Genomic DNA, 18,280 nt, shown 5'->3' on the forward strand with positions numbered 1-18,280 from the left:
TTTTCTCATTGATTTTGAAGGAAATAAACATTATCACTATTTTTGTACGAAATTAAAATGAAAGAAATTATGGAAATCGAAATACATCCGTTAGAACCGTTTCTCCCAGCGAAATCAAAATTACTTATGCTGGGAAGTTTTCCGCCACAGAAAAAACGTTGGTCTATGGAGTTTTACTACCCGAACCTAAACAACGACATGTGGCGTATATATGGAATCTTATTCTTTAATGATAAGAATCACTTTCTGAATTCGACACTAAAATCGTTCTGCCGCGAGCAAATCATAGACTTTTTAAACGAAAAGGGGATTGCCCTATTTGATACCGCTTCATCCATTCGTCGGTTGCAGGATAATGCATCGGACAAGTTTCTTGAAGTAGTGGAAGCCACCGATGTTGCAGCATTACTGCGGCAGCTTCCCGAATGCAAAGCAATCGTCACTACGGGCCAAAAAGCAACGGACACTCTCCGACAGCAATTCGACATAGAAGAACCCAAAGTAGGTGATTACTCCGAATTTGTTTTCGAAGGTCGTGCCTTGCGACTATACCGGATGCCCTCATCATCAAGGGCGTATCCATTAGCATTGGACAAGAAAGCAGCCGCTTACCGGATTATGTTTCAGGATTTACAGATATTGAAGTGAAGTTCAAGTATTAAGTATTAAATATCAAGTATTAAATTATAAATGAATATGGCAACATTATTTTTGCAGTACCCGGCATGCAGCACATGCCAAAAAGCCAAGAAATGGTTAACAGAAAATAACATTGAGTTTACCAACCGCTTAATCGTAGAAGAAAATCCTACGGTGGAAGAATTAAAGGCATGGATTCCGCGCAGCGGTCTGCCGGTGAAGAAATTCTTCAACACGAGCGGATTAGTATATAAAGAGCTGAAACTAAGCGAGAAGCTACCTGCAATGAGTGAGGAAGAACAGATAGCACTATTGGCAACCAACGGTAAATTGGTGAAACGCCCATTGGTAGTGACAGACAGCTTCGTTCTGGTCGGTTTTAAGCCCGATGAGTGGGAAAAATTAAAATAATTCAAAACTTATTTACCCGAATGTTTGGAGATTCAGAAGTTTCTACTACCTTTGCAGCCGCAAACACGGGAGTAGCTCAGTTGGTAGAGCACCGGTCTCCAAAACCGGGTGTCGGGAGTTCGAGCCTCTCCTCCCGTGCAGAGTTAAATAGCTGTAAACAATAAGTTTACGGCTATTTTTCGTTTCAGGTCGGACGAAATTCGGACGAAATAAATGATAGTGACGCTATCCGACAAAGATAGTGACGGTATACAACAGCGATAGCGTCACTATCCCGAACATATACCGTCACTATCATTTTCTACGATTATCCATCTGGAATTCTACGTTCATTCATATCTGCGAATCTTACGCATAGTCATATAGCGTACACTCACAATGACTCCCGCCCGATTTCCTAGTTCTTATTCGTTCTTTCCAATCCTTTGGCAGCCTCAACCAAACGGATGAATTCTCTTCTATATCCTTTATCATCATTATTCAGTCCCTGTTTGGCCAGATTAATCACTTTATCGTAACTGGCATTTCCTTTGAAGTCAGAGTCCCGAAGCAACTGTCCGAACATAGCCACTGCAGAAGCAAAGCGGAAATCAGAAGAAACATTATTACCTTTATTATCAACGAAAGGAAGTTCCATTTTCTTGCTGACATCTTTATCCGGAGCTTTATAACGCAGTTTCACAGTCAGGAGATCATTAGAGCCTGTCGGTTTCACTGTCACTTTCTCTTTCTTCTGATATTTCAGATCGTCTATTTTACCCACATATTCATTCTTTATACCTGTAGGAATCACTTCGTAAAAAGCAGTTACCGTATGTCCCGCACCCATATCTCCGGCATCTTTAGCATCATTATTAAAGTCTTCGTCTTTCAACAGACGGCTTTCGTAACCAATCAAACGATACGCCTGCACTTGGGAAGGATTAAATTCCACTTGCAGTTTGACGTCTTTCGCCACTGTATGCAATGTAGCGCCGAATTCGCCTACTAAAACACGATTGGCTTCCTGCAAGTTATCTATATAAGCATGATTACCGTTTCCCTTTTCTGCCAACACCTGAATCTTCTTATCTTTATAATTACCCATGCCATAACCTAATACGGTAAGGAACACTCCACTCTTACGTTCTTTTTCAATCAATTGTTCCAATCCTTCGGCGGAAGAAACACCCACATTAAAATCACCGTCGGAGCAAAGTATGATACGGTTGTTACCATTAGAGATAAAATTCTTCTTGGCTATTTTATACGCCAACAGGATACCCGCACCACCTGCCGTAGAACCACCTGCCGTCAATTCATCTATCGCTTCACGAATCTTCTGTTTGTCACTACCCAGAGTGGCCTCCAGTTTCACACCGGCACTGCCTGCATAAGTCACGATAGCTACTTTATCTTTATCCCGTAAGTTGTTTACCAACAATTTGAGAGATGATTTCACCAAATCCAACCGGTTGGCTCCCCACATAGAGCCGGAGACGTCAATCAGAAACACCAGGTTAGATGCAGGCAAATTATCCGTCGGAATTTCTCTAGCTTTCAAGCCAATACGCACAAGACGGTGAACCGCATTCCAGGGACATGCTCCGGCTTCCATCGTGATTTTCACAGGATCACTTCCTGTCGGTTTCGGATAATCATAGGAAAAGTAGTTCACTAATTCTTCCGTACGGATAGCATCTACAGGAGGCAATTCACCTTTATTGATAAAACGACGCATATTACTATAAGAAGCAGCATCTACATCAATAGAGAAAGTAGAAAGCGGAGCATCCGACACACTCTTAAATCCATTCTCCTGAATCTGCCCGTATTCTTCCGCATTTACAGCATCATACATGATTCCCGGTGTCGGACATACCGCCATATAAGCAGCAGACACCGATTTAGTAGCCTTTAGCTCATGCCCGTATCCTACCACTACACATTCTTCCAATACCACATCATCAGCTTTCATCTTCACATCCAGCGTAGCCGATTTCACCACCCTTCTCTCTTGCTTATACCCGATATACTGGAACAACAACGTCTCCCCCTTCTTGGCCTGAATGGTGTACTGGCCCTTCATATTCGTTATTGCACCCTTCGAAGTACCCTTGATCTGTACCGAACAACCTACAAGCGGATTTCCATCCTTTGCATCCGTCACCGTACCCGACACAGTAATAACTTGCGCATTCATCCTACCTAAAGAAATAACCGCCATTAGCAGTACGAGCATCATCGCTCTGAATTGATTTGTTTTCATAACTTCTTATTTTAAAATGTTACTATTAGTTCGCTTTTATTATAGAGATGCACATTTCACACAGATTCCATAAATTGCCTGAACTTTTTTTTATCCGGCAGAAAAAAGAGTCATTTCAAAATTCTCACTCATTCCTTTGCAACTCTTAAGATGATGTGTATATTTGCCGATCATAAACATATTATAAATATGAAAAACGAAGTCGACGGAAGGCGGGAAATAGCCTCACGAAACACAGCCTGGGCTACTATTATTGCCCGCAAACTAACTCGTTGGGGTGTCACTCCCAATCAAATTTCCATGATGAGCGTATTCTTCGCTATGGTGGGGTGCCTTCTGTTGATCGGCACAGTCATTGATCCCGGTTTTAACAAGTATGTAGCCTACATTCTGTTCATCGTTTGCATGCAGTCGCGGTTACTCTGCAACCTGTTCGATGGGATGGTAGCTATTGAAGGAGGGAAGAAAAGTGCCAACGGAGATCTCTACAATGATATGCCCGACCGCTTTGCTGATGCTTTGTTCATCATTCCCATCGGATATATAGCAGGTGGATTCGGTATTGAACTGGGATGGCTAGCGGCCCTTCTTGCCGTTATGACAGCTTATTTCCGCTGGATAGGAGCCTACAAAACGCACCAGCATTTCTTTAACGGTCCGATGGCCAAGCAACACCGCATGGCATTGCTCACGCTTGCCTTTGTAGTAGCCACCTGCACCATTCACGCAGGATACGACCGGATGGTATGTCTCATAGCTCTGATAATAATCAACGTCGGCCTTGTCGCAACACTGATACACCGTCTGTACCTCATGTCACACACAACAAACAATGAAATAAAATGAAAGAACTACTGGATATCATATTTCCTACGCTAAGCGATGAATTGATTATCGTCATTTCGCTCATCATCGGACTGCTTGTTACGGCAAGCCTTATTCTTTTTCTCGTAAAGAAGATCTCTCCAAAAACAAATATCAGCGAACTCTCCGCCCGCACGCGTTCATGGTGGATCATGGCGGGCATGTTTATCGGCGCTGTATTTATCAGCTATAACATTTCTTACTTCTTCCTTGCCTTTCTCTCTTTCATCGCTTTCAGAGAACTGTATTCGGTGTTGGGATTCAGAGAGGCAGATCGCGGAGCATTGTTTTGGGGGATATTGGCCATTCCCATTCAATATTACCTTGCTTACCTTGCCTGGTATGGAGCATTCATCATCTTCATTCCGGTAGTTATGTTTCTCGTATTGCCCTTACGACTTGTTTTAAAGGGAGACACCCACGGAATTACCAAGTCGATGGCTCTGTTGCAGTGGATTCTGATGCTTTCAGTATTCGGTATCAGCCACCTCGCTTATCTCCTGTCGCTTCCTGAACTTCCGGGATTCAATGCAGGAGGACGAGGTCTGCTATTATTCCTTGTATTCCTTACGGAAATCAACGATGTTATGCAATTTATCTGGGGCAAACTTCTCGGACGACATAAGATACTCCCGAAAGTAAGTCCGAACAAAACGTGGGAAGGATTTCTGGGCGGTGTAATCAGTACTACCGTCATTGGTTACTTCCTCGGTTTCCTGACTCCCCTCTCCGCTCCCAACGTTATCCTGGTAAGTGCTCTCGTTGCGATTGCCGGATTCTCGGGAGACGTAGTCATCTCCGCCATCAAGAGAGATAAAGGAATTAAGGACATGGGGAACAGTATTCCCGGTCATGGAGGAGTATTCGACCGGATAGATTCTCTGGCCTACACGGCTCCTGTATTTTTTCATTTAGTTTATTACATTGCATATTAAACGGAGGGAATGGAAAAAAGATTCATGCAAGCTGCTGCCATGCAGATTATATATAAAGGTGTATTCCAATGGTTTCTGAAATTGGTTGTAGGAGTTCAGTTCACCGATTGCCAGTTCCTCAAAAAGGAAAAGCAATTCATCATCCTTGCCAACCATAACAGCCATCTGGACACCCTAAGCTTGTTATCTTCCCTGCCCGGAGGACTTTTATGGAAAGTCAAACCCGTAGCAGCAGAAGATTATTTCGGGAAAACCCGCTTTCAGGCTTCCATCAGCAACTTTTTCATCAACACACTGCTAATCAGAAGAAAAGGAGAAAAAGATTCGGAGCATGATCCGATCCGTAAGATGCTTGAAGCCATCGACGCCGGATATTCACTGATTCTTTTTCCGGAAGGAACCAGAGGAAAGCCGGAACAGATGGGAAAAATTAAATCCGGCATAGCCCGCATCCTGTCTCTGCGACCCGAAGTGAAATATATTCCCGTATTCATGACCGGTATGGGACGTTCTCTGCCCAAAGGAAAAATGATATTGTTGCCATATAAAGCATCTATCTATTACGGTATGCCCGCATTGGTAAAGAGTACGGATACGCATGAAATATTAGACCAGATTACAGGTGATTTTGAAGCAATGAAAGAAAAATATCAAGTCATTATTGACGAAGAAGAGGAATAGATGTTGTTTTTCAAAAGAAAAATATCAAAACTATCGGACGAGGAATTACTAATACATTACACGAAGTCCGGTGATACGGAATATTTCGGCGAATTATATAACCGATATATCCCGTTACTATACGGACTTTGCCTAAAATATCTGCATGATGAAGACCGGGCACAGGAGGCGGTCATGCAGTTGTTTGAAGATTTATTGCCTAAATTGGGAAATTATGAGATAAAAGTGTTCAAGCCATGGTTCTACCGGGTGGCAAAGAATCATTGCTTGCAACTTTTACGAAAGGAAAATAAAGAAATTACGTTAGATTATACCGTTAATGTTATGGAATCCGACGAATTTCTGCATCTATTAAGTGAGGAGGAAAGTTCAGAGGAACAACTAAAGGCATTACATCACTGTCTCGAAAAGTTGCCCGAAGAACAACGGACCAGCATTACGCGTTTCTTTTTAGAGGAAATGTCGTATGCCGACATTGTGGAACAGACCGGATTTACTCTGAACAATGTGAAAAGCTATATCCAAAACGGAAAGCGAAACTTAAAAATTTGTATTAAGAAACAAGCCCTATGAAACTATTGGACTACATACGAGGACTCCGCAAAGGAAAAGAGGCACACCGGCTGGAAAAAGAGTCGATGCAAGACCCTTTCCTGGCCGATGCTATGGATGGATACAACCAGGTGGAGGGAAATCACGAACAACGGATCGAGAAACTGCGGATGCAGGTTTCTGCTCATTCGGCAAAGAAAAAGAACACTTATGCTATCACCTGGAGCATCGCTGCGTGTCTGATTATCGGATTCGGTATCAGCAGTTATTTCCTGTTCCTGAAAAAGAGCATGACAGATGAAGTGTTCATTGCGGAAGAGAGTGTTTCCACAAAGTTGGCTGAACCCGCAGCTCCACCAACTCCGGCAATTCCTGCCACTCCAACAGTTCCCGCAACTCCGCAAAAGGAAATCGCATTAGCTACTACAAAGGTAAAAACGGATTCCACTCCTATTTCCGAAATTACTGCGAGACAAGCGGATAAGAAAGATATGATTGCCAAAATCCAAACGACTTCGCAACCACAAGGTGCGCCTGTGGCAGCTGTGCCGATGATGGAAGAAGTCTCGGAAGAGACTGCTGCATTGCAAGAAGTAGTAGCAACGATAGATACTTTCGAATCTGAATCAGATAAGAAAATGAAGATGGCTAAGGTAGCGACTATCCTTCCTCAAAATAACATGATTAAAGGGAGAGTGACCGACGAAAAAGGAGAACCGCTTATCGGAGCCAGTGTGACATATAAAGGAACGAATATCGGAACCATCACAAATATGAATGGAGAATTTTCGTTAGTCAAAAAGGATGATAAGAAACGATTGACAGCTGAATATATCGGATATGATCCGGTAGAAATCCGGGTAGATACCAGCCGGACGATGCTCATTGCCATGAACGAAAACAAACAGACACTCAATGAAGTGGTGGTAGTGGGATATGGCGCTAAGAAAAATAAGAAGTCAACAACCCTCGGAAGTGTTGTGAAGGTTGAGGAACAGGCAGAGAAAGAGATCACTCCACAACCTGTCATCGGTAAACGTAGCTATCAGAAATACCTGAAGGAGAATCTCGTTCGTCCGGCGGATGAAAAGTGCGCACAAGTGAAAGGAAAAGTTGTATTAACTTTCCTTGTTAATAAAGAAGGGCGTCCCTTCTACATCAAAGTAAAAGAGAGCCTTTGCGAGTCTGCTGATAAGGAAGCAATCCGCCTGATCCAGGAGGGACCGGACTGGATTTACGGCAACAAACTTGCAGAAGTAACTGTCAAATTCGAATAGTGGGAAGTCACTAAATCCAAGTACCCTTACGCCATAAGAATTCGAGTGGTCCCTGTTTATGACGGGCAAGCCACCAACGGCTGAATATCAGCTGAACAGTAAAGATGAGCAATGCAATCAGCAGACTTGCCGTTGCTCCGGCATATTTGTACATAGCTAATCCGAATCCATAATAGATGATTACCCCCATAATAGATTGGGAAATGTAATTTGTCAGACTCATACGACCGTAAGGAATCAGCAGACTTTGCCAGCCATATCCTTTCTCTTTCTTAAACCAAAGCAAGGTGAAGATAGAAACCAGGATAATCATAAACGCAAAATTGGCATAGGACGGAACGGCAATCTTATAAGGAATTTGTACGGACGGATTGGTGAGTAAGTCCGGCACAAAAGTTTTCAGGCAATAGAGAGGAATGAATGCGAGGACGGCACCTTTCAACATCTTCTTCCAAAAGCGTACGGATTCTTCGCTCTTTATTAAATATTTCCGGCGCCCCAGTAACATTCCGAACATGAACAGGGCAGCCGTCTGAAACAAACGACCATTTTCCACTTGCCAGATATTGCTGTATAATTGTCCGTCGGAGATGTTGGAACAGAGTACTTCGAAGAAGTTACCATTGGCAGTTGCCTCCTGTGCACGCATAGCATAAGGCATAAAATGACCGGTTGATACAACATAGTCTGGATTTATCATCGCATAAATGGCACGTCCCCACTCATAAGGCTGAAGAAGCAGAATGAGGGCAATCCAAAAGACCGTTTTGTCCTTTAGCTTGCACACGGGTATCAACGCAAAACCCACTACCGCATAGAGTAAAAGAATATCCCCGTTATAGAATAAGGCATGTAACTGCGCAAACAGGAAAAGCAAACACATCCGCCAGGCAAATCGTCCGCGGAAGTCTATACCACGTTTCTCTGCATTGTGAAACTGAATGTAAAAACTAAAACCAAACAACAAAGAGAAAGTAGCATACGCCTTTCCCGCAAACAGGAAAAACAGGATGTCCCATGCATATTTATCAATTGTCTGTAACCATGCAGGCACATTCTCCGGTACTAAGAACAGATTATAATGCTCCAGATTATGTAATAATACAATTGCCAAAAGGGCAAATCCGCGCAGAGCATCCACTACTCCAAGACGTTCGGATGTTTTTAGTGTTTGAGTCATTAGTTAGATATAATTATTCCTTTTTTTAATGCCGGTAAAATTAATGGAAATATTTGAAACACAAAAGCTTGTAAACGTTAAAAAGGACTGACTAAAAAGACTGGGAAATTGTTTTTCATCCCTACTTACGTACACTCGCAGATGGGATGGTTATACCAATTCCGTCCTTTTTAGTCAGCCCTTATTCTTTATCTTTACAGTGTGACTTTTTTCTTAGCCGTGAAAACTCTTTATCTTTTATATTAATTCATAACTAGCCATCTGTATTGGCATATCCAAATTATGAAGCACTTTCTCCAATAGAATACCCTCACGGTTGTCATATTCATACCCAAAAGTGGCACGAATACCTTGCAGGATAAACTGTGTGGCACGGTCCAACGCCATCGGCAGACTGTCTCCCTGCATCAAAGAGCCGGTGATGACACTGGTAAAAGTATCGCCCGTGCCGGGATAATGTGCAGGCAGATAAGGGCAGGTCACTTTCCAGTAGCGGTTTCCCTGACGGTTATAAGCATAGACAGATGTTTTATGAGGCTCATCATGTACAGGAACACTGGTGATGATAACCACTTGCGGACCTTTGTCGGACAAAAGACGAAGATATTCTTTCAGCTCTTCATCCGTGTTATCTGCTTTATAGGGTTTATCCAATAAATAAAATAGTTCCGTCAGATTAGGGGTAATCACATCTGCTTTCGTGATTAAGTGGCGCATCTCTTTTATCATCTCTCCATCAAAGTTGGTATACAACCGTCCGTTATCTCCCAACACCGGATCGGCAACGATCAGGCTGTCCGGTCGACGAAAGTCCCTGATAAAATCAGAAACAATCTGAATTTGTCTCGGAGAACCCAAGTATCCGGTATAGATAGCGTCGAACTCTACCTCCAGTTTCTTCCATTGGGCAATAATCTTCGGCATTTCGTCCGTCAGGTCGAGGAAGGAGAAACCGGGATATTGCGTATGATTGGATAATACAGCCGTAGGAAGCGGACAGACCTGAAACCCCATGGATGAAAGAATAGGAATGACGACGGTCAGAGATACGCGCCCCATTCCCGAAAGGTCATGGACGGCGGCTATTTTCTTTACTTTATTGGCATACATATAATTTATAATTAAACGTTTTACTACTCTTATCCTACAAATTCATTTATCTACTATGGACAAACAGAAACAGATATTCTATTTACATCAAAGGAGATTCGACTATATTCTCCAAAAGACTCTATTACATCCGATGGAAGCCGGACTTTATCCAAACAAAGCCTCTATTTACATCAAACGGAAGCTCTGTTTATATGAAACAAAGGCTCTATTTCTTATCAATAGAGCCTCTGTTTTTACAGCGTCAACGGAGTCTCCATTTCGTTTGTACTAACAAATATAAAACTCCATTGTTTTGAAACCAAATTTATTTTAGAATAATCAACACGGAAACATTAGGTTAATATCACTAACACGTCTCGTGCCCCATGCGCTCCCATCACTAAAGCCTGCTCAATATCAGCAGTCTTTGACGGACCGGAGATGAACGTTCCGAACTGATATTCCTGTCCGTCCAGTTCACGGTAGGCGTCATACATGGTATCTACAATTTTATTCCGGTCGAGCAGAATGACCAACTTCTCCGAAATAAAATAGATTGCTTTATATTTCACCGTCTGCGGTATCCAGATGGCTCCGTTTTCGGCTACTCCGATTTCTCCTTTCACTACGGCAACATCTGTGCCGTCCAATTCTTTCGGATCATCCAAATTATCGGGATTGAACGTAGCACAGGAAATATCCGGCAATACGGAAGCAATGCGCATAGCCTCCGGATAAGTCCGGCGTATGACCGCATTCACATCTTCCCCTTCGCCCAATACAACTGCCGCACCACCCACTGCACGGCTGATTGCACAAAACTGTTCTATCTTATCAGGATATGACAATCGTTTCATATCCGCAATATCCGGTTTATCATAACGCGTCTGCGTATGCTGGCGGATGCTGGCTAATATTTCTTCTCTACTACTCATTTGGATTCCTCCTTTCCCTGTACTTTGTTTTTCTTCCACATTTCATTGAACGACTCGCTGGCAAATTCCGGCAGTTCACGCCCCTTTCCCCAATCGTCGAGATCGTTGTATTTCATGAAACGAGGCAGGCTATTTACCACCGGGGCTGCCCACAAGGCTGCGTTGAACAATGCCGGACGCTCCATCAGGAACTTCATACCGCCGGACATGATCTTCTTTCCAGTATTGGCTTTCCCCAGTCCGTCCAAATCCTGACGCCATTTGTAAATCTGTTCGGCCAAATCTACTTTCACCGGACAGACATCGGAACAGGACATACACAGAGAACAGGCTGAAAGATTATCATAATACTTCTCCGGAGCATGGGCCATACCCAAGTTGATGCCAATAGGTCCGGGGATGAAGTATGTATAAGAGTAACCTCCACTCCGGCGGTACACCGGGCAGGTATTCATGCACGCACCGCAACGAATACAGTTCAATGTCTTGATATGGTCGGGCTTGGACAGTAAGGCACTCCGGCCGTTGTCTACGATGATAATATGATATTCACCGCCTTCGCGGGGACGGCGGTAATGAGAAGTATATGTTGTCACCGGTTGTCCGGTGGCCGAACGGGCGAGTAATCGGGTGAACACACCCAATGCGTCCAGATCCGGGACGATCTTTTCCATACCGAAAGCGGCAATGTTCAGTTTCGGGTAGGAAGTACCCATATCGGCATTTCCTTCATTGGTGCAGACCACAATGTCACCGGTTGAAGCGACGGCAAAGTTGGCGCCTGTCATGGCGGCTTCGGCATTGAGGAAGAGATGACGCAGGTTCTTACGTGCGGCATGAGTCAGGTAGGTAGGATCAAAGTTTCCCTTTTCCGTGCCCATCTCCTTTTCGAATAGTTCGCCTACCTGTTCCCGTTTAATATGGATGGCGGGCAGTACGATGTGACTCGGTTCGAGATGCATCAGTTGCAGGATGCGTTCGCCCAAATCGGACTCTACGACATCGATGCCCCGCTCCATCAGGAAAGGATTCAATCCACACTCTTCGGCGAGCATGGATTTGCTCTTGATGAAATGGTGGACGTTATGCTCATTCAGTATCTCGTAGACGATGGCGCAGTATTCATCGGCATCTTTTGCCCAATGTACGATGGCGCCGTTGGCGGTAGCATTCTTCTCAAACTCCAGCAGAAGTTCTTCGAGGTGGCTGTTGGAGTATAGTTTCAACTCGCAAGCCTTGTTGCGCAACTCTTCCCATTCGGGAACTTCCTTGCTCATCTTGTCCCTTTTGGCACGGACCATCCAAAGGGTTTCGTTATGCCATGCTGCCATCTTGCTGTCCTGCAAGAACTTTTCGGCAGCCTTTGAATGTTTTGTACTCATGATTGCGACGCTAGAATTTCTACAATATGGATAATCTGAATAGGCAGATGCTCCCGTTTGATGACACCTTGCATGTGCATCAGGCAGGAACTGTCCGCTCCGACAATATACTCGGCTCCGGTAGCGATATGATCTTTTACCTTATCACGCCCCATGCAGACGGAGACTGCCTGCTCTTCCACCGCAAACATTCCGCCAAAGCCGCAACACTCGTCAATATGGCTGGGCTCGAATACTTCGATGCCTTCTACCAGATTGAGCAGGTCACGCAATTTATTGTAATAAGGGATATTCAGTTCGGTGGGAGCGGAAATCAACAGTTCGCGCACCCCATGACAGCTATTATGAATACTGACTTTATGAGGAAAGCGTGCAGGAATTTTGGAAGGTTTCAAGACATCGTGAATGAACTCACAAATATCATAAATCTTTCCCGCACTCTGACAAACATGTCCTTCTTTCTCCAAGATGCCCGGATGATTCTCTTTCACAAATGCCACACAACTGGCGGAAGGGCCGACGATGTAATCGTATTCCCGGAACAGATCGTCAAAACGGAGCGCCAATTTCATCGATTCATCTTCAAAACCGGCATTTGCCATCGGTTGTCCGCAACAAGTCTGATCCAACGGATAATCGACGTCTACTCCCAAACTTTTCAATAGTCTATACGATGCCACTCCCACATTGGGGTAAATAGCATTGATATAACAAGGAATAAACAAACCTACTTTCATACTATATTTTGTAATAATTTAAGCTTCTTCCGCATCACCCGTCTATTTTGTTCAACGGATGTCGATTAATTTGTGTGTTTGCAGGCTGAGTCTCCATTTGGGATGTCGCATTACACAGTCCACTGTTGAAGCAGTGTTATTACAAGAACAAGGCTGAAGGAAAAAATGTTCGGCCGGAAGGAGTTCAAAAATACTTATATCTTGTCCTTCATAGACCACTTTCACTTCATCCATCCGGTCGATGGCAAGTTTCACCCCTTGTTTGGGGGAGCAGGTCACCCAGTCGATAGCTGCCGGCAGGGGGCGTGTACCGTTGGTTTCGATAGTCACATATTTGCCTGCTTGATGCAAACGGTCGATCAATTCATCGTCTATCCATAAGGAAGGTTCGCCGCCCGTAAGGACAACGGTGACGGCAGGATATTTTTTCACTTCGGCGATTATTTCATCGTCGGTCATCATTTTCCCTTCTTCGTGTTGTGTGTCGCAAAAGTCACATTTCAGGTTGCAGCCGGAAAAACGGACGAAGATGGCCGGAGTTCCGGTATGGTAGCCTTCGCCCTGCAAGCTGTAAAAGATTTCATTAATCTTTCTCATCATCAAAATTTGTTTGGTTTGCTATTCTTGTCCTTCTGCGCCGACGGGATCTTTCTCGTAGATGACAATGTTTCCTTCCGATTCCTGCACTTCTACTTTATAGCATTGAGGAATCTGTTTGCATATCCACCGGGCGATATTCTCCGCTGTGGGATTAAATGGGAGTACTTCGTTCAGATTTTGATGGTCGAGTTTCTCCGTGACCACTTCTTTGATGCGGGTGAAATCTACCACCATTCCTTCGGAGTTGAGCCGTGCGGAACGGCAATAGACGGTGATAATCCAGTTGTGACCGTGTAAACTGGCGCATTTACTGCGATACGGGAGTACCAGCTTATGAGAAGCCGAGATCTCCATGCGTTTGATTACTGTAAACATGAGTGTATGTATTTTAATAGTTACACGCATCTAATGTCACCTCGATGCAACGGCAAAGGTAATATAAAATAGAGTTTTCATCCAGCAAAGAGTGTTATTTTTTCCCTTTTTTTGCACTATCTTTGCCGCATGAAAACTCTATATATTGTTTTAGGTAGTATTTCCCTTGCGCTCGGTATTCTCGGCATCTTTCTGCCGCTACTGCCCACTACCCCTTTTCTATTGCTCACCGCCGCCCTTTATTTCAAAGGATCACCCCGATTATATAACTGGCTGCTCAATCATCGGCACTTCGGTCCTTATATCCGCAATTTCCGCGAAAACAAGGCGATTCCTCTCCGTGCCAAAATAATTTCTCTCGTATTAATGTGGGGAACGATGCTTTATTGCATTTTTTTCCTGATTCCTTTTATATGGGTAAAGATTCTCCTGGGATTGATAGCCGCAGGAGTCACTTATCATATTCTTTCTTTCAAGACGTTAAAGTAATGCGATAGTCCCTGCCGTGCATCGGCAAGTTTATCCTCCCAATGTTTCACGGAATTCTGGCCAATTATGTCAGTCACGTACTTCACGGAAATAAACGGGATTTCTTTTGAACGGCAAACAAATGCCTGTGCGTATGCTTCCATATCTACAACATCTCCGCTAACGTGAGTCAACTCGGTGAGGAAGCCATCTCCTGTATTGCAGATTCCATGTTCCGTCCAATGCGTGCAATAACCTTTTTCTTCGAGCAAAGCTGATGAATCAATTTCACACTCCAATCCGAACTCTTTCATTTTCTGCATATCACGATCTACAAACTTTCGACATACAAAAATATCTCCTACCTGATGGTTGACTGTTCCGGCACTTCCGATATTGAGCACCAAGTCCGGTTGTACCTGACGGATTGCCTCTGCCAAATGAAAGGCTGATTTCACTTTACCAATGCCTGTACGAACGTAGTAAGGTTCTATATCCGGCCATTTAAGTTCTACAAATTCGCCTTGTACGGCGTAGGTTACTAATATTTTCAACATGGGTTCCTTTATTTCGTAAAAATTACTATTCAAATCCAATTGTACTCAACCGCTCCACGAGATAGACTATAGCCCTATTTATCCAGGCTATTTCATCTGACAAACTTTTGATGTTCCATCTGAATGAACTCAAATTTTCTATTTCATGGATAAACATACCATCAGTTATTTCTGCAAAAATAACTATTTAACTGGAGTTATCTATAAAATGCGGCCAAAAGAGGTATGCTAAGCCGCAAATTCTGCGGTTAACTAACGGAATTAAACTGCAATCAACAAGAACAAGGCATATCCACCACGCTTGGTTTGAAGAATCATTCAAACCAAGTACGAAACTTCCTTATGTGGAGTACCCAATATTACTTTTTACTATCCGGCAACGGATTAATAGCCCCCCTTTGTGTACAAGTATATGCCGATACATCTACCGCTTTGCGGTGTGATTCAGCGACCGACGCCCCTCTAAGTATGTTCACAACAAAAGTAGCAGTAAACGAGTCGCCTGCACCTACAGTATCGGCCACCTCGACTTTAGGTGTATCTATGGATGAAATTTCCCCACTTACATCATATATGCCACTACGTACTGCCCCCTGTGTGAATATAACATATTTGAGCGAAAAACGAGCAATGAGTTCTGCGATAGCTTCCACAAAATCAGTCGAAAGAGAAAGAAGAGAAATCAATAACGGCAATTCGTCTTCATTCAATTTGAGTACATTTGCTTTTTGCAAGGATTCCACAATCAAGTCTGTCGAATAAAAATGTTGCCTGATATTAATATCAAACACCTTCAAAGAGGTATCCGGCACGGCATCTATGAGCCTTAAGATTGCAGCACGTGACTTTTCGCTTCGCTGTGCCAAAGAGCCCCAACAAACAGCATCTGCATCGCCGACAAGTTTCATGGTCGCAGGACTACACTCGATAGCATCCCAAGCAACATTCTCAACAATGTCATATTGCGGTACACCGGCTTCATTCAACGACACAAGCACTTTACCTGTCGGCAAAATATTACGGGAAATATATCCTAAATCAAGTCCGGTCTCTTTAAGCACTGTAAACGTTTCATCGCCGAGTTCGTCCTCACCTATTGCCGTAACGGGATATGATTCTGCTCCCAATTCCTTCGCAAAAAAACAGAAATTGATAGGCGCTCCGCCAAGTCTCTTACCTTCCGGGAAGCAATCCCAAACAACTTCTCCTATACCTATTATTTTCATGGTTTTATAGTTTAATAATAATTTTCATGGATGTTGCACTATTCTCGTCTATAAATTTATATGCCTCGTCATACTGCTCGAACGGGAAATGATTCGAAATAAGCGGTTCGAGACGGATAGCTCCCGAACTTACCTGATCGATAGCCGTAAGATAATCTTCATGGCGATACATCATCGTTCCGTTCACCTTCAGTTCGTGCTCTCCCAAATAGAACATATCAAGCGACGGATCCTTGCCAAATACCGCCACTACAACGATGGTACTCCCTTTTTCGATACACTCCATAAGCGAACGAATACTCGACTCAACTCCAGCAACCTCAAACGCAGCTTGAAAATCTTCATCCCCGAAAAGCCTCTTCGCTCCTTCTTTGAGCGGCGTCTTAGCTACATTGAGCGTATCTACTATACCACATTTACGAGCGATTTCAAGTCTGAAATCACTTACATCGGTAATAAGAACCCGTTTGGCTCCTCTTGCCTTAGCGAACTGCGCCACGAGGTTACCGATCGTTCCGGCACCCGATACAACCACATTCTTACCTTTCAAGTCCCCGCCACGCATGGTTGCATGCGCAGCCACTGCCACCGGTTCTATCATAGCCCCATAATCAAGTGACATACCTTCAGGCAACACCGCAATCCTGTCATCATCAACCACAAAAAAGTCTTGCGCAGCTCCATTTGCCTGAAAGGCTTGCACTCTTAGCTCCTCACAAATATTATACTCTCCCCGCTGACAAGGCTTGCACTTCCCACACGCAAGTTGCGGACGTGCGGTGACAACGTCACCCACCTTGCAGATCGTAACCGCCGCCCCCGTAGCGACTACCACTGCCGAATATTCATGCCCCTGAACTACCGGATAGAAAGTTGCCGGATGACATCCGTGATAAGAATGTATCTCACTTCCACAAATACCAATTCTCTTAATATTCAGAAGCACCTGATGTTCTTTCAGGTCCGACGCCTTAGGCGCCTCAACCTCGCGAAATTCAATATGTTTTGGTTCTACTAATACCGCTTGTCTCATTTTATACCATATTTACTTAAAATTTCTATTACCGGAGTCTCTATTGACTTCGCCCAAAGTGCATATCCATAACTACTTGGATGAGTTCCGTCGACCGATGTCTCATGGGCATCGGAAGCATCAGGCGTAATCAGATAAACGTCTTTATATTTCGGGTTCGTGAGGATTTTTGCAAACAACCCCTCTACGGTTGCCGCCTTAGCCCGTTCTTTCGCATCAAGAACTGTATCAAATGAACGTCGTTCACGATAGATCGTACGCTGAAATATCAACGGAGTAGCCGGATGTGCCGCTATAAGCCGATCGATAAACGGCATCAGGCGCTCTCTTATCAGTTCTGCGTCAGGATTTGAAAAAGTATCGAATATAAAGGCATCAGCCTTGACTTCCGCAAGAACGTCGAGCATGTAAGGTTGCATCAGGCAACGTCCGCTTGTTGCGAGCGACACGACTTGAAGACCTGTATTACGCATAAATTGCATGGGATAACTCATACCGGATCGATCCGTGCTCACTCCCTGCGTAAACGAAGAGCCATATACCGCTATCCTGTGACGAAAATCGGACTTCAACGGTTCGATAACAGCATCGTCATCTATCCCTATCTTACAAGAAATGACCTCCGAATACATCGGCATATACATCATACATTCGTGCATCGTACCATCCATATTCTCAATGAGCGTGAATGTCTCGGTTTTCTCGCCCTTATACGCTTTCAATGAACCGCTTGCCGCATACTGCCATTGACCGTTTGCATTTTTGATATAAAGATCATATCCTTTATAAGAGATCGGCATGGTTGAATGGCTCGAATATACATATCCCCACTTTGTCGTAATCTGTATATTACGCGTGTTCGTTTTAAACAACACAGCCATACCGGCAGAACAACGGAGTTGTCGATTCTCCGTCCTGTTAAAACCTTTATAAACCAATGTATCGACTCTATGATACGGATTGGGAGTCGATTCAAACGGCTTACCTATCAGGTTAAGCGTTGACGCCTCCGTCTGTTTTTGTGCCGAAACCGACAATACGCACGAAAGCGACAGAACAACCGTTATGAAAAACTTCTTCATTGCCTT

At 43.9% G+C, this 18,280-nt stretch carries 20 protein-coding genes and 1 tRNA gene; 9 read left to right on the top strand and 12 right to left on the bottom strand.

Annotated features, from left to right (window positions below):
* Window positions 1–69: 69 nt before the first annotated feature.
* From KSX81_RS02530 to KSX81_RS02540, 3 genes are all read left to right on the top strand, one after another.
* A complete protein-coding gene (locus tag KSX81_RS02530) occupies window positions 70–648 on the top strand; it encodes a uracil-DNA glycosylase family protein (protein WP_004320682.1) in 579 nt (192 codons plus the stop codon).
* 48 nt (window positions 649–696) lie between these two features.
* Window positions 697–1,050 (top strand): arsenate reductase family protein, encoded by a 354-nt coding sequence (locus KSX81_RS02535; RefSeq protein WP_004308288.1) that lies wholly within the window; start codon window positions 697–699, stop codon window positions 1,048–1,050.
* Window positions 1,051–1,115: 65 nt separating this feature from the next.
* A tRNA-Trp gene (locus KSX81_RS02540) sits at window positions 1,116–1,188 on the top strand.
* Between the two features lie 259 nt (window positions 1,189–1,447).
* Here KSX81_RS02540 and KSX81_RS02545 read toward each other — a convergent pair.
* Window positions 1,448–3,298 carry a vWA domain-containing protein gene (locus KSX81_RS02545; RefSeq protein WP_004308289.1) on the bottom strand — a complete coding sequence of 617 codons (1,851 nt, stop codon included), beginning with the start codon at window positions 3,296–3,298 and terminating at the stop codon, window positions 1,448–1,450.
* Between the two features lie 189 nt (window positions 3,299–3,487).
* Here KSX81_RS02545 and KSX81_RS02550 point away from each other — a divergent pair, with 189 nt between their 5' ends.
* The 5 genes from KSX81_RS02550 to KSX81_RS02570 are packed head-to-tail and all read left to right on the top strand — an operon-like array spanning window position 3,488 to window position 7,607.
* Window positions 3,488–4,144, top strand: coding sequence for a CDP-alcohol phosphatidyltransferase family protein (locus tag KSX81_RS02550; RefSeq protein ID WP_004308290.1), 657 nt, complete (start codon window positions 3,488–3,490; stop codon window positions 4,142–4,144).
* Window positions 4,141–5,097 carry a phosphatidate cytidylyltransferase gene (locus KSX81_RS02555; RefSeq protein ID WP_004301949.1) on the top strand — a complete coding sequence of 319 codons (957 nt, stop codon included), beginning with the start codon at window positions 4,141–4,143 and terminating at the stop codon, window positions 5,095–5,097. The genes KSX81_RS02550 and KSX81_RS02555 overlap by 4 nt, the downstream gene beginning before the upstream one ends.
* A gap of 24 nt (window positions 5,098–5,121) precedes the next feature.
* Complete coding sequence (locus KSX81_RS02560) at window positions 5,122–5,778, top strand: lysophospholipid acyltransferase family protein (RefSeq protein ID WP_004320683.1); 657 nt, start codon at window positions 5,122–5,124, stop codon at window positions 5,776–5,778.
* Window positions 5,779–6,351 (top strand): RNA polymerase sigma factor, encoded by a 573-nt coding sequence (locus tag KSX81_RS02565; protein ID WP_004320686.1) that lies wholly within the window; start codon window positions 5,779–5,781, stop codon window positions 6,349–6,351.
* On the top strand, window positions 6,348–7,607 hold the full coding sequence (locus KSX81_RS02570) for a carboxypeptidase-like regulatory domain-containing protein (RefSeq protein ID WP_004308291.1): 1,260 nt from the start codon (window positions 6,348–6,350) through the stop codon (window positions 7,605–7,607). Before KSX81_RS02565 ends, KSX81_RS02570 begins: the two co-directional genes overlap by 4 nt.
* A gap of 10 nt (window positions 7,608–7,617) precedes the next feature.
* Here KSX81_RS02570 and KSX81_RS02575 read toward each other — a convergent pair whose 3' ends face one another.
* The 7 genes from KSX81_RS02575 to KSX81_RS02605 all read right to left on the bottom strand — a co-directional run bounded on the left by KSX81_RS02575 (window position 7,618) and on the right by KSX81_RS02605 (window position 13,908).
* Window positions 7,618–8,787 (bottom strand): DUF418 domain-containing protein, encoded by a 1,170-nt coding sequence (locus tag KSX81_RS02575; protein WP_004320692.1) that lies wholly within the window; start codon window positions 8,785–8,787, stop codon window positions 7,618–7,620.
* A 237-nt stretch (window positions 8,788–9,024) separates the two neighbouring features.
* Window positions 9,025–9,897: a pyridoxamine kinase gene (locus tag KSX81_RS02580; protein ID WP_004304792.1), complete on the bottom strand. Its 873-nt coding sequence runs from the start codon at window positions 9,895–9,897 to the stop codon at window positions 9,025–9,027.
* Between the two features lie 335 nt (window positions 9,898–10,232).
* Complete coding sequence (locus tag KSX81_RS02585; RefSeq protein ID WP_004320694.1) at window positions 10,233–10,814, bottom strand: lactate utilization protein C; 582 nt, start codon at window positions 10,812–10,814, stop codon at window positions 10,233–10,235.
* Entirely contained in the window at window positions 10,811–12,196 is a 1,386-nt protein-coding gene (locus KSX81_RS02590; RefSeq protein WP_004316181.1) for a lactate utilization protein B, read from the bottom strand. The genes KSX81_RS02585 and KSX81_RS02590 overlap by 4 nt, the downstream gene beginning before the upstream one ends.
* On the bottom strand, window positions 12,193–12,933 hold the full coding sequence (locus KSX81_RS02595) for a (Fe-S)-binding protein (protein ID WP_004304789.1): 741 nt from the start codon (window positions 12,931–12,933) through the stop codon (window positions 12,193–12,195). Before KSX81_RS02595 ends, KSX81_RS02590 begins: the two co-directional genes overlap by 4 nt.
* A gap of 51 nt (window positions 12,934–12,984) precedes the next feature.
* Entirely contained in the window at window positions 12,985–13,530 is a 546-nt protein-coding gene (locus KSX81_RS02600) for a 7-carboxy-7-deazaguanine synthase QueE (protein WP_004304788.1), read from the bottom strand.
* Window positions 13,531–13,551: 21 nt separating this feature from the next.
* Window positions 13,552–13,908 (bottom strand): 6-pyruvoyl trahydropterin synthase family protein, encoded by a 357-nt coding sequence (locus tag KSX81_RS02605; protein ID WP_118419010.1) that lies wholly within the window; start codon window positions 13,906–13,908, stop codon window positions 13,552–13,554.
* Window positions 13,909–14,037: 129 nt separating this feature from the next.
* Here KSX81_RS02605 and KSX81_RS02610 point away from each other — a divergent pair, with 129 nt between their 5' ends.
* On the top strand, window positions 14,038–14,397 hold the full coding sequence (locus tag KSX81_RS02610) for a YbaN family protein (protein WP_004304786.1): 360 nt from the start codon (window positions 14,038–14,040) through the stop codon (window positions 14,395–14,397).
* Here the strand turns inward: KSX81_RS02610 and KSX81_RS02615 are convergent.
* The 4 genes from KSX81_RS02615 to KSX81_RS02630 all read right to left on the bottom strand — a co-directional run bounded on the left by KSX81_RS02615 (window position 14,367) and on the right by KSX81_RS02630 (window position 18,274).
* Entirely contained in the window at window positions 14,367–14,933 is a 567-nt protein-coding gene (locus tag KSX81_RS02615; protein WP_004316179.1) for an MTA/SAH nucleosidase, read from the bottom strand. The two genes, KSX81_RS02610 and KSX81_RS02615, sit on opposite strands and share 31 nt — an antisense overlap.
* A gap of 359 nt (window positions 14,934–15,292) precedes the next feature.
* Window positions 15,293–16,159, bottom strand: a complete 867-nt coding sequence (locus KSX81_RS02620) for a carbohydrate kinase family protein (protein WP_004320704.1) — start codon at window positions 16,157–16,159, stop codon at window positions 15,293–15,295.
* Window positions 16,160–16,163: 4 nt separating this feature from the next.
* On the bottom strand, window positions 16,164–17,192 hold the full coding sequence (locus tag KSX81_RS02625) for a zinc-dependent alcohol dehydrogenase (protein WP_004320705.1): 1,029 nt from the start codon (window positions 17,190–17,192) through the stop codon (window positions 16,164–16,166).
* Window positions 17,189–18,274 carry an SGNH/GDSL hydrolase family protein gene (locus KSX81_RS02630; RefSeq protein WP_004320706.1) on the bottom strand — a complete coding sequence of 362 codons (1,086 nt, stop codon included), beginning with the start codon at window positions 18,272–18,274 and terminating at the stop codon, window positions 17,189–17,191. The genes KSX81_RS02625 and KSX81_RS02630 overlap by 4 nt, the downstream gene beginning before the upstream one ends.
* Between the last annotated feature and the right edge of the window lie 6 nt (window positions 18,275–18,280).

The organism is Bacteroides sp. MSK.18.37, assembly GCF_019129155.2.
Lineage (GTDB): Bacteria > Bacteroidota > Bacteroidia > Bacteroidales > Bacteroidaceae > Bacteroides > Bacteroides ovatus.